At 32.8% G+C, this 12,550-nt stretch carries 13 protein-coding genes; 8 read left to right on the top strand and 5 right to left on the bottom strand.

Annotated features, from left to right (window positions below; all coding sequences use genetic code 11):
* Positions 1-79: 79 nt before the first annotated feature.
* From N2712_03610 to N2712_03620, 3 genes are read right to left on the bottom strand one after another with little or no spacing between them, the layout of a single operon-like run.
* On the bottom strand, positions 80-826 hold the full coding sequence (locus N2712_03610; GenBank protein MCX8029062.1) for an OmpA family protein: 747 nt from the start codon (positions 824-826) through the stop codon (positions 80-82).
* Between the two features lie 2 nt (positions 827-828).
* Complete coding sequence (locus N2712_03615) at positions 829-1,626, bottom strand: MotA/TolQ/ExbB proton channel family protein (GenBank protein MCX8029063.1); 798 nt, start codon at positions 1,624-1,626, stop codon at positions 829-831.
* Positions 1,619-1,831 (bottom strand): flagellar FlbD family protein, encoded by a 213-nt coding sequence (locus tag N2712_03620; GenBank protein ID MCX8029064.1) that lies wholly within the window; start codon positions 1,829-1,831, stop codon positions 1,619-1,621. The genes N2712_03615 and N2712_03620 overlap by 8 nt, the downstream gene beginning before the upstream one ends.
* A gap of 213 nt (positions 1,832-2,044) precedes the next feature.
* On the opposite strand from N2712_03620, the gene N2712_03625 reads away from it, so the two are divergent.
* On the top strand, positions 2,045-3,328 hold the full coding sequence (locus N2712_03625; protein MCX8029065.1) for an adenylosuccinate synthase: 1,284 nt from the start codon (positions 2,045-2,047) through the stop codon (positions 3,326-3,328).
* Here N2712_03625 and N2712_03630 read toward each other — a convergent pair.
* The gene (locus tag N2712_03630; protein MCX8029066.1) at positions 3,320-3,763 is read right to left on the bottom strand and encodes a DUF192 domain-containing protein; all 444 of its coding nucleotides are present in this window, start codon (positions 3,761-3,763) and stop codon (positions 3,320-3,322) included. The genes N2712_03625 and N2712_03630 overlap by 9 nt on opposite strands.
* 212 nt (positions 3,764-3,975) lie before the next feature.
* Here N2712_03630 and accC point away from each other — a divergent pair, with 212 nt between their 5' ends.
* The 4 genes from accC (at position 3,976) to N2712_03650 (ending at position 6,952) form a co-directional block, all read left to right on the top strand.
* On the top strand, positions 3,976-5,310 hold the full coding sequence (gene accC / locus N2712_03635) for an acetyl-CoA carboxylase biotin carboxylase subunit (GenBank protein MCX8029067.1): 1,335 nt from the start codon (positions 3,976-3,978) through the stop codon (positions 5,308-5,310).
* A gap of 4 nt (positions 5,311-5,314) precedes the next feature.
* Positions 5,315-5,566: a hypothetical protein gene (locus N2712_03640; protein ID MCX8029068.1), complete on the top strand. Its 252-nt coding sequence runs from the start codon at positions 5,315-5,317 to the stop codon at positions 5,564-5,566.
* Positions 5,566-6,162 (top strand): hypothetical protein, encoded by a 597-nt coding sequence (locus tag N2712_03645; protein MCX8029069.1) that lies wholly within the window; start codon positions 5,566-5,568, stop codon positions 6,160-6,162. The genes N2712_03640 and N2712_03645 overlap by 1 nt, the downstream gene beginning before the upstream one ends.
* Before the next feature lie 226 nt (positions 6,163-6,388).
* Positions 6,389-6,952: a hypothetical protein gene (locus N2712_03650; protein ID MCX8029070.1), complete on the top strand. Its 564-nt coding sequence runs from the start codon at positions 6,389-6,391 to the stop codon at positions 6,950-6,952.
* Between the two features lie 91 nt (positions 6,953-7,043).
* Here the strand turns inward: N2712_03650 and recO are convergent, their stop codons facing one another.
* Positions 7,044-7,703 (bottom strand): DNA repair protein RecO, encoded by a 660-nt coding sequence (recO, locus tag N2712_03655; protein MCX8029071.1) that lies wholly within the window; start codon positions 7,701-7,703, stop codon positions 7,044-7,046.
* 241 nt (positions 7,704-7,944) lie between these two features.
* Between recO and gyrA the strand changes: the two genes are divergently transcribed.
* The 3 genes from gyrA to N2712_03670 all read left to right on the top strand — a co-directional run bounded on the left by gyrA (position 7,945) and on the right by N2712_03670 (position 12,471).
* Positions 7,945-10,350: a DNA gyrase subunit A gene (gene gyrA, locus N2712_03660; GenBank protein MCX8029072.1), complete on the top strand. Its 2,406-nt coding sequence runs from the start codon at positions 7,945-7,947 to the stop codon at positions 10,348-10,350.
* Positions 10,351-10,354: 4 nt separating this feature from the next.
* Positions 10,355-11,293, top strand: a complete 939-nt coding sequence (locus N2712_03665) for an ATP-binding cassette domain-containing protein (protein MCX8029073.1) — start codon at positions 10,355-10,357, stop codon at positions 11,291-11,293.
* Positions 11,294-11,466: 173 nt separating this feature from the next.
* Entirely contained in the window at positions 11,467-12,471 is a 1,005-nt protein-coding gene (locus N2712_03670) for a M23 family metallopeptidase (protein ID MCX8029074.1), read from the top strand.
* Positions 12,472-12,550 lie beyond the last annotated feature (79 nt).

Below are 12,550 nucleotides of genomic sequence, written 5' to 3' on the forward strand. Positions count from 1 at the left end.
AGTTACGAAGATGCTATGAAGATTCTAGAAAAAGCAAAAAAACTCAATAGCTCAGCCTTCTTGGTAGTAAGTAAATAGTTTACCTATATGTAGGTAAAGTAGATTTTTTAATGAGTTTTATGTAAATATCTGTTCTTCTGTTGAATGCTCTTCCTTCAGGTGTATCATTGGATTCTACAGGTTCAAATTCTGCTCTACCGCTTGCTGTCATGATTTCAGGATTTGCTCCAAAGTCAATAAGTGCTCTAACAACCGAGGATGCTCTTGCTGTTGAAAGTTCCCAGTTTGAGGGGAATTTTTCTTTGATTATCGGATTTATAACGGGTGATTTATCTGTGTGACCTATAACATCAACTTTCACATCTTTTAAACTAGAAATTAAATCTGCAACTTTTTTGATAGTTGGCATTAATTCTTCTCTTATATCAGCACTTCCACTCTCAAAGAAAAAGTCGTCAGCTAGACTTATTTTTATTCCTTCTTCAGTTATTGTAACCTTCACTTTTTTACTTTTTATTTCTGGTTTAAAAAGTTCCCTTGCTTCTTGTTGGACTCTTGACATAGCAATACCTGTTTCTCTTGATGGCAAGGATTCTATGGATGAGCCTAGCTCTGCAAATTGTCCTTGAGATAAACTCTTCCCTCCTGTCAAAAAACCTATGTTTCCTGAAAACGAGGAAAGGATCATCCTGGCTTCTAATCCTTCTATGGTTGCTTCTGACATTAGTACTACAAATAGAGCTAAAAGTAGATTATTCATATCCGCAAAAGTAAATATCCAAAGAGGCATTTCTCTTTTATGGCCTAATTCCTTCTTTTTTGCCATAATTATGCTCCTTCTTTTTTAGCGAGGATTTGTTCCCTCATTTTTGGTGGTAGGAAAGCTGTTAGTTTTTCTCTTGTTAATGTTGGGTTATCTCCTGCTTGAATTGACAGCACTCCTTCTAACATTATTGTTTTTACAAGTATGTCTTTTTGGTTTTTGAGATCTAATCTAGTAGCCATAGGTAGTACTATAGCATTTGATATGAAAACTGCGTAAAGTGTAGCAATGAATGCTATAGCAACTCCATGCGTGACTGCTGATTTGTCTTCTGCGTGACTTAATGCTGCTATTAGACCTACCAGTGCTCCTGCCATACCTAATGCAGGACCATAATATCCCCATTCATCAAAAAATTTCTTATTGAAAAGGTGCCTAAGTTCCATTTGTTCCATTTCTGTTATCATGATATGTTTTACCATTTCGGGATCAGTACCATCAACTATAAGTTGAATTGCCTTTCTTAGGAAAGGTTCTTTTATATCTTGGACGTCGTTTTCTAATGATAATAATCCTTCTCTTCTAGACTTCTCAGCAAATGTTACTAGAGTTTCTATGAGCTCTGCAAAATCTATGTCCTCAGTTGAAAATAAAACTCTGAATATATTGGGTAAGTTTTTTACGTATTCAAAAGGTACAGATACTATTGCTGCACCAAAAGGAGATACAACAGATATTAGGAACGCGGCTAAGTCGGCGTAAGTGTACAATGGTACCCCGTGAAGAAGTATGGCAACAAACATTGATACTACTGATATTACTAAACCTATAACTATGTATAGGTCAAACTTTCTATCACCCATTCTTTGCCTCCAAAATAGAGGAGATGAAAATCTCCTTTAGCTTAAGTTTTATTTTTTCTTCTATGTAAGAAGGTTCTTCAATTACTATATACATAACTTCGTTCATCATCCTTATAACGGTATTATTTTTCTTTTCCACCATTTCAATCTGGAATGGATTTATGTTTATCTTTGAACCATCTATTCTTGTTAGCTCTATGAGCATATTCTTAGTTTATTATGTTTTGTAGCTGTCTTTCAAGAAATTTAGCTACTAGTTTAAGAAATCCTTGTATTCTGATGAATTACGTGGAATGTCTTTACTTTGTTTGGTATTAGTGATTGAAGTAGTTAGTGATTAAGCATTATGAATCTATGGACTAATTTTTATTGATAAACTTTTCATACTCGTAAATAATTTAGAATGAGGTAAAATAATATGACTACTCTAGTTGTGGGGTTACAATGGGGAGATGAAGGAAAGGCCAAAGTAATAGATCTTTTAGCAGGACAGTATGATTACGTTGTTAGGTATCAAGGGGGAGCAAATGCAGGGCATACCGTGGTGGTTGGAGGTAGGAAGTTTATATTTCATCTTTTGCCTTCAGGTCTCATGAATCTGAACGCAAAGGTTGTTATAGGTAATGGAGTTGTAATAGATATTGATCAATTGAGTGATGAAATCCATAGTCTTGAAAAGATGGGATTTCCTGTTTCCAACAGAGTTATAGTAAGTGATAAAGCGCATATAGTTATGGAATATCATAAATTAATAGATGCTCTTAGAGAAAGTTTATCTCCAAAGAAGATAGGTACGACATCTAGAGGTATAGGTCCTTGCTATGAAGATAAAATAGCAAGAAAAGGTATAAGGATAAGTGACATTGCCAATTTAACAGTTGATCAACTTTCTGAGAAAATAAAGATGTTTTCTGAAGAAAAGATTTTTTTAATTAGAAACTTTTACAAATACGATTACAAATTTGACAGTCTTGAGTTGGCTAGGAATTGTAAATCAAGATTTGAAGAGCTGAATTTAAGGGTTAGCAATGTTGAGATACTTCTGAATAAAGAGATTGAAAACAGTAAGAATATACTTTTTGAAGGTGCTCAGGGTGTTTTACTTGATATTGATTTTGGAACTTATCCTTACGTTACTTCATCAAATGCTTCAAGTAATGGTGTTGCAACTGGTACTGGAGTATTTCCTAAAAACATTACTAATGTTATAGGTATAGTAAAATCATACACAACTAGAGTAGGAGAGGGACCTTTTCCGACAGAGCAAGATAACGATATTGGAAAACAGATACGAGAAAAAGGAGGTGAATTTGGTGCTACTACTGGAAGACCTAGGAGATGTGGATGGATTGATTTACCTATGTTAAGATATTCTACAATATTGAGCGGTACTACAGAGATATTTTTGACTAAAATTGATGTCCTTTCCGGCATGGATGAAATAAAAGTTTGTACTGAATATAAAATAGATGGAGAGATGTATGATATACCACCCTTTATGGATCCAACTACATTATACAGAATAGAACCTGTATATAAAAGTTTCAAAGGTTGGACTAAAAGTCTTTCGAATATGAGAAAATTAAGTGAATTACCAAAAGAAGCGAGAGAATATATTGATTTTTTACAGGAATCTTTACAAATACCAATAACCTATATCTCTGTAGGACCTGATAGGGAACAAACGATAATATTAAAATAATACCTTATCACCCCTTTTTAGGTTTATATCTATAGCAGTATTTGATAAAATTTCGAGTACAAACCTTGAAGGCTTAGAAGGTTTAACGCCTTTTGTTGAAAGCGGTGGTGGATAAAATACATCAACAACTCTTTTGTTATTGTCAATGTAAACTATTGCCAGGGGCAGGTATGTATTTTTCATCCAAAATGAAATATAACCGTCATTAGGAAATAAAAATATCATACCTTCGTTTGTTTTCATATCTTTTCTAAACATAAGTCCTACAGCCAGTTCTTCAGGTTTTTTGGCTACTTCGCAAATGAGTTTGAAAGTTCCTTTCTCGTTAATAATTACTACATTAGTTTTGGTTTCAAATAAATTGTTATTAGTAGCATAAGCTAGAGTTTCCGAAACTGTTACAAAGATAAGTAGAAAAAACTTTACATATCTCATGGATAGTTGAAGGATAAATTTTAGCACATTTGGAAGTCAAAGTTTTTTAAGATTTCCTGATGGTGTTTATTGTTATCCAACTGATTTAACTTAAGTATTGGCAATATCATACAGTATAGTAAAGGCTTTGATCTTCAGTTGATTTTTTATTTTGAATTGTTGTTACGATACCTTTATAATAAGGTTGCTAAATTATTCTAAGGAGATAGGATATGAAAATTTTGATAGCTAATAGAGGTGAGATTGCGGTTAGAGTTATAAGGACTTGTAAAGAGCTTGGTTTTAAAACAATTGCTGTTTATTCCGAGGCAGATAGAGATTCGCTTCATAGAAAACTTGCTGATGAAGATATATGTATAGGTGGTTCTTATAGTAAGGATTCTTACCTTAATATTCCAAATCTTATAAGTGCTGCTACTATACTCAAGGCTGATGCTATACATCCTGGGTATGGATTTTTATCGGAAAATGCTAAGTTTTCAGAAATATGTAAAAATCATGGTATAACATTCTTAGGTCCTTCGCCTGAGGTTATATCTCTTATGGGTGATAAATCGACTGCAAAGAATACGATGAAAAAATTCAACGTTCCAACGGTACCGGGTAGTGAGGGCGTTATAAGTAGTGTAGATGAAGCTCTTGAGGTTGCTAGAGCAATTGGGTATCCAGTGATAATAAAAGCTACTGCTGGTGGTGGTGGAAAAGGAATGAGGATATGTTATTCTGCTGATGATTTAAAGAAGCTTCTACCCTTGACACAATCAGAGGCACAAGCGGCGTTCGGTAATCCTGGAGTTTATATTGAAAAGTACATACAGAACCCAAAACATATAGAAATACAATTTATTGGTGATAAATACGGTAATGCTGTTACGTTTGGAGAAAGAGATTGCTCGATTCAGAGAAAACACCAAAAACTTATAGAAGAAGCTCCTGGACCTACTATAACTGAAGAACAAAGAGAAAAAATATCAAACATAGTAAGGAATGCTGTAAGCTCAATAGGTTACGTGGGAGCTGGAACAATGGAATTTATAATGGATGAGAATGGAAATTTCTATTTCATGGAAGTTAATACGAGAATACAAGTAGAACATCCTGTAACTGAAGAAGTAACAGGATATGACCTTATAAGAGAGCAAATGCTTGTTTGTTTAGGTGAGAAACTGTCTGTGAAACAAGAGGATGTAAAAATGAACGGACACGCTATGGAATTTAGAATAAACGCTGAAGATCCATTCAACGAATTTAGACCATCTCCAGGACAAATAAAGGTTTTACATCTGCCTGGTGGATATGGAGTAAGAGTTGATACTCATATATACCAAGGATATGAAATTCCTATGTATTACGATTCCATGGTTGCTAAACTTATAGTATGGGGCAAGAATAGGAATGAGGTAATAAACAGAGCTAAACGAGCATTAAGTGAATTTACTATAGAGGGTATACCTACTACTATACCATTTCATTCCAAAGTACTAGAACATCCTGTATTTCTTAGTGGTACACATACAACAAAGTTCCTTGAAAACTTTAGTATGTAAATATATGAAAAAAGTTTCAAAGCGAGAGTTATATGGGATATTCATAAGAAATTTTTGGGGTATTGTCTATGCTACTTTAGCTGTACTGTCGGTTGTCTTAATACTAGTAGTAGGATTAGGGGTATTTGTACTTTTGGTACTTGTAGGGTTTGTTGCATTTCTCGTAGGAAATTCAAGAGATAAAAATGTATCGACTGTTCAGAATATAAAGGATTTTATAGACAAGTTAAATGATAAAATCAAAGCACTTAAATAATGAAAGTACTTATTATTGATACATCTTATATAGATTTCTCTTCAGTGTGTGTTTTTTTAGGGAGTGAAAGTTTGTGTTTTCATATATCTACGAATGAGCCTTTGTTTTGGGATCTACTAAAGACATCAATTGATATTAAAAATATTGACCTAGAAACCCTTGAAGCAGTAGCAGTTTCTATAGGGCCTGGACCATTTACCTCACTTAGGAATGGTATTTCAATAGCGAGAACTCTATCACAAATTCTTAATATCAGGATAGTAGCGTTTTCTCTGATAGACGTTGTTTACGATAACTTTTATCCTTTGAAACCTAACATACTTTTTGATGGTAGAGCAGGCAAATTTATACTAAAAAGACCCGAAAGTGAAAATATTGAGATTGTAAGTGTTGGTGATATTTACGAAAGTATATCTGAAAAGAATATTACAGTATCTGTTGGTTGTTCAAATTTAGTATCTAAAACAGCTATAAATCTCATAAACTTTGATTACTTACCAATGAGTTATATAATTAATACTGTTTTAAGAAAAATAGAAAGAGATGAATTTAGGAATTACAATGAAGTACTACCTATTTACTACAAAAACTATTAATTTACCATATGCTTCATCTTTTGCTATTGAAGATTTTACGAATATATTTACAACATAATTTTGCTAGGACATTCTTTTGGTTTTTAAATTCAAGTTATCATTAAGTACGAGTAATTTTCTGAAGGGTTTTTTTATATTTGCTAATCAGTAGTAAAGTAGTTTTAAGTTGTTTTTTTGAAATGTTTCATTTGCTTCACATAAAATCGATATATGTTTGGAGGTGGTTATGAGGAGAGCTTTGTACGTTGTTTTATTGATTTTGGTATATATAAATGCTTTTGGTTTTAAGGAAGTTATACTTAACAAGGGACTTGAAGTTGGATTTGGTTATACATTTGGTGGTGCAGGTCTTGAAATAGGTTTTGAAAGGAAATTATCGGGTAATGTTGATATCTACCCATGGTTTACATTTGGTGGAGTGGGAGGTCCCAATGGATCAGTAGGCTTTGGTTTTCAAGTAGATTTACCTATAACTGTGTATTCTCAGTCGTTTTTTAGCATAGCGGTATCTCCATTTGCTGGATTTGATTTAGTTACTTCAAGAAATGATTCTTCTTTTGAGTTTGATTTTGGTGCCTATGGCTTATTTTCTTTCGATATAAGAAAGGAAAAGGTACCTTTGTCAATATCTTTTGGTTTTGGACCTGATATGAACTTCGGTAGATTTTTTGGAATTGGTGTTTACTGGACAATAAATATGTCTTTTTATTTAGAAGGTGTTGTACTTCAGATAGGAGGTAATACAGATTTTGCTGGATTCGTAATTAAGATACCAAGTGTTTCTTTCTAGATTAGGGTTTTATTTTGTAAAGACTATCCTAGCTAAGATTTGAGTTTATGTAAAATCCTGAAGCTTCTAATATTCAGTAAAAAATAGCTTTTTATATTAGGATCTTAATAAGATCGATAGAAACAATACGTTTGTTGGTTACTGCTCTTGATAGTTTTTCTTGGAACCAAATTAAGAAGTTAAGTTTAGTTTCAGTGTCGATTTTTGCGATCTCCTTGTTTTTTATTATTGATATTATGAACATTTTGGTTTTTTCTGAGATTTTTTCCTCTTTTATGTAGGGTAGTATACCTTGTAATCTTAACATGGATATGAGAAATTTTGATAATGTTAAGAATGTTTCATCGTCAGATTGAGAGTTTGATATGGTGAATATAGATTTTATCGTGGTATCATATAAAATCTCATCAAAGACTTCTAATGGCACTAAGATATTTATTACTTCAGTTATAAAGTTTACTGCGAAAAGATTGAATGGCCTTGTTTTTATAGTGTCAAAAAAGTTCTGTAGTAGATCTACTTCTTCAAGTGATGGAATTTTATCTGATGATGATGGATATCTTACAAATCCTTTTATGAAGTTTGCTATATTTACCCGATTTGAAAAACGGTTTTTGAAACTATTTCCACCATACATCATAAGGTTTGATTTACCAATTTCTGGTGAAAATAAAACTACCATTTTGTCGTATTCATTTATGTCCTTAGTTCCTAGTACCATTCCAGATATTCTTCTAAATTTTTTTATCATGCTATGCTAGTTTAATTTTGAATGCTTGTGTTTATTGTATCAAAAATACTTTTGTAAGTGATGTTGTAGGTTTTTTATAGAAAGTTAATATATACCTTTAATTGAAAATTGATAGTAAATTGTATTTTTGTTTTGTTATGAGGTTGGTAATTTTAGACTCTATTCTAGTGGAAATAATATGCTTTTGAATAGGGATATCGTTCATAATTCATTAGAAACTGTTTAGTTTGTTGAGGGATGTATGGAGAGGATTATAGAAACTGTACTTGAAGAGGAAGTAAAAAAGTCTTACTTGACTTATGCGATGAGTGTTATTGTGAGTAGAGCTTTGCCTGATGTAAGAGATGGACTTAAACCAGTCCAGAGGCGAATACTCTACACTATGGATGAACTTGGGGTAAGAAGTAATGCTCCTTATAAGAAATGTGCTAGAATTGTTGGTGATACTTTGGGTAAATATCATCCCCATGGAGATACTTCGGTTTATGAAGCTCTTGTTAGAATGGCTCAAGATTTTAATATGAGATATCCTCTTATTGATGGGCAAGGTAATTTTGGATCAATTGATGGTGATCCTCCGGCAGCTATGAGATACTCTGAGGCAAGATTGCAAGAAATAGCCGAGGAGTTGCTAAAAGACATAGATAAAGGTACTGTTGATTTTAGACCTAACTTTGATAACTCATTGGAAGAACCTATTGTATTACCTGCTATGGTACCTAATTTGCTCATAAACGGTGCAAATGGAATAGCGGTAGGTATGGCAACAAATATTCCTACTCACAATCTTAAAGAGGTTTGTGATGCTATAAGTTATTACATAGATCATAGGAATTCGACAGTAAGAGACTTGATGAAGTTTATTAAGGGGCCTGATTTTCCAACAGGTGGAATAATATTGGCAAATGAAGATATGATAAAGGCTTATGAAACTGGTGAAGGTAAAGTTATTATACGAGCAAAACTGAAACTTGAAAAGCTTAAAAGTGGTAAAGATGCTATAGTAGTAACAGAAATACCTTATCAGGTTAGGAAGTCTGCTATACTTGAAAGAATATCTGATCTTATTAAGGAAGGAAACTTTGATGAGATATCTGATATAAGAGATGAGTCTGATAGAGATGGTATAAGGATAGTAGTTGAACTGAAGAGAGGTGTAAATCCCAAAGTAGCGATAAATAAACTGTACAAGCATACTCAACTTCAGGAAACATTTAGCATAAATATGGTTGCTCTGGTTAATAACCAGCCAAAAGTTCTGTCTCTTAAGGATATTATACATTACTATGTAGAACATAGAAAAGAAGTTATAGTTAGGAGAACTAAGTTTGATCTTAAGAAAGCCGAAGAAAGGCTTCATATAGTCGAGGGGCTTTTGGTGGCTTTAAGTAACATTGATGAAGTGATAAAAATAATAAAGTCTTCAGAAAATCCTTCCTTGGCAAGGAACAAGCTAATGGTAAGGTTTAAGTTGTCAGAAGTTCAGGCAAATGCAATATTAGATATGAAACTTCAGAAACTCACTTCTATGGAGGTTAAAGATTTGAATGAAGAATATAAGATTTTGAATGGAACCATAAAAGATCTAAAGGATATCTTATCGAAGGAAAGTAGAGTTTATAACATTATAAAACAAGATTTGAAGTATATTTCAGAGAAGTACGGTGATGAAAGAAGAACTACCATAGAATACAGTGAGATTGAAGATGTTGAGGAGAAAGACCTTATACAGAAAGAGGATGTTACTATAATAATAACTAATCTGGGAATGATAAAGAGAATACCATTATCAGTTTACAGGTCGCAGAAAGCTGGTGGTAGGGGAATTATAGCGACATCTACTATGGAGGAAGATTCGATAGAACATCTTATTATTGCAAATACACTTGAGGAGCTGCTCATATTTACGGACAAAGGTAAGGCATACTCTCTCGATGTTTATAAGATACCTGAATCTTCAAGAACCTCAAGAGGAACCAACATTAGGATGATACTTAATATTGCTAATGATGAAAAAATCAGATCTTTGGTTGTTTTCGACAAGAGTGCCAAGGGGTTTATAACAATGGTTTCAAAAAAAGGAATAATAAAAAAAGTAGATGTTGATGAGTTTAAAAACATACGATCAACAGGAATAATAGCAATGTCTTCTGATGAGGATGATGTGTTACAAGACGCTATATTTACTACTGGTAATGATGATATAATTATATCAACAACTAATGGACTTGCTTTGAGGACTTCCGAGAAAAATATTAGGCCTATGGGTAGAAATGCTAGAGGTGTCGTGGGTATAAGGTTGAGAGGTGATGATTATGTTGTGGGACTTGTAAGATATAATTCTAGGAAGGAAATACTTGCAGTGACTGAAAAAGGTTATGCTAAGAGAGTTAAAATGGAAGAGTTTCAACCGAAAGGTAGAGGTGGAATAGGAGTGGTTTATTTTGGGGTTAGTGAAAAAACTGGTAAAGTTGTTAGGACTTTGCCAGTAACTAGTGATAATGATGTTGTATTAATAACATCAAAAGGTATGATAATACGTATGCCTGCTGATAATATATCTCTTATGGGACGACCCGCTAGAGGCATAAGAGCAGTTAATCTAAAAGAGAATGATATAGTGGTAGATGTTGAGGTATTTGAGTAGGAGAATGAGTGATATTTTTCTGGATGTTGTTAGTGTTTCACATACATTCTTTGTTAAGGATCCGAATAAGTTTGCTTTCCATATTCCAGTTATAGCACTTGAAAGAGTTAGTTTTAGTTTACTTAAAAATACTACTTTTTCAATAGTAGGAGAAAGCGGTTCTGGCAAGACTACATTAGGTAACGTAGTACTTGGAGCAATAAAACCAACACAGGGGAATGTTTTTTGGAAAGGTAAATCAATATTTCAAAAAAGTGTAAGAAAAGAATATCTAAAACATATACATGCTGTTTCGCAGAATCCGTTGAGCTCTTTAAATCCTAGGATGAGTGTAAGATCAATAATATTAGAACCACTACTTTTTAGGTTTAAGTTGACTGAGAAGGAAATGGATAGTAGATTGCTATCTGTTATCGATGATGTTAAGCTAAGTAGAGATGTTCTTTATAAGTATCCTCATGAGCTAAGTGGTGGAGAAAAACAAAGAGTAAGTATAGCAAGGAGTATAATATCGAGGCCTTCATTAGTTGTTCTTGATGAACCTGTTTCTTCACTTGATGTTTCAATTAGATCTCAAATCCTAAACTTATTGGTTGATATAAAAAAGCAGTATAAATTGAGTTATCTTTATATATCTCATGATATATCTACGACTAGGTTTATATCAGATTATCTTATGGTTTTGTATAAAGGTAGAGTTATGGAGGTAGGGCTTTCTGAGAAGATATTTAGTAATCCTAAAAATCCTTACACTCTTTTTCTATTATCTTCAGTCCCAGGACAGAAGATAGTAAAAGATTTTCAGAATCTTAATAGAGATGAAGAAGGAAATGGTTGCCCTTTTTATTCAAGATGTCCTGTGGCTACAGAAATATGTAAGAAACAATTTCCTCAACCTTTTAAATTAGAAGATGATCATGTTTCCTACTGTCATAACTTGTGATAACTTTGAACTTTTTTATTAAAGTTGAATAGCAACAGTTGATTATCTATTTGAAGGTTGATTTATTGGGTAGTTGAAAAAAGTTTCAATTATTTTTTAAAATTCAAAATTAAGGGTATTAACTCTAAAAGTAGTAAATTTGTTTCTTCGAAAAAATAAATAGGGAGGTTAGTATGAATAGGTTTTCTGATAGAATAAAAGAAAATTTAAATGCTCTGCTTTATGATTTCAGGAGGTGGTTAAAAATTAAAAACTCTGAAATACAGAAGTGGGGGCACGAAAAGTTAACTATAATGTTTGTTCCTCATTCTGAAAAGAGAGTTATAACGATTCATATATCCAATTTTGCATTACTTTTTGTTTCTATAATTCTATCAATTATTGTTGTAACATCAATTATTGCAGTTTCGAATAGAAAGATGACAGATCAAAAGGTTATAAGACTTGAAAAACAGAATGAGATTAAGGATCAGTATATAAACAATTTCATCAATAATGCTAATCTTCTCAAGGACAGATTTGCTAGCTTTAGGTCTGATGTGAATAAGATATTTTCTCTAACTACTTTGCAAAACGTAAATAGTGAGATAAAGTATCCAGAGAAACAAGAAGAAGATAAAACACCTATTTCTTCTGTTGATGATGTTATATATAACAAGCCGAAAGAAATTGATGAACTTTATAAACTGAGAAAGGAAATAGAAATATACAAAATACAGATACAGAAATTTGCTAAGTTTGTTGAGAATTCTCAAAATGTTATAAAATATATACCTTCAGTTTGGCCAATAAAGGATGGTAGTGGACATATAACTTCAAAATTTGGTTATAGAAGAGATCCATTTATGAATGTAGCTAAATTTCATTCAGGTATCGATATAGCTCATTGGCCTGGAACGCCAGTTATAGCGACAGCAGATGGTGTTGTTTCCTCAGCAGGTTGGTCTGGTGGCTATGGGAAAGTTGTAAAGATATCTCATAAATATGGATTTGTTTCAGTTTATGGACATCTTATGTCCATTTATGTATCTGAGGGACAATTTGTTAGAAAAGGGCAGATTATAGGTTCTGTTGGAATGTCCGGTAGAGCAACAGGTTATCACTTGCATTATGAAGTTAGAATAGGTACAGAACTAGTTGATCCGATGCCTTACTTGTCTATCAGATTGTTTGAGTAGTCTAATAGTTATGTTTAGTAGGAGATTTGGAATCAATCGAAGAATGGGAATTATTTTTTATGACATTTTTAAGGTTTTA

The organism is Brevinematales bacterium, assembly GCA_026415355.1.
Classification (GTDB): Bacteria; Spirochaetota; Brevinematia; order DTOW01; family DTOW01; genus SKYB106.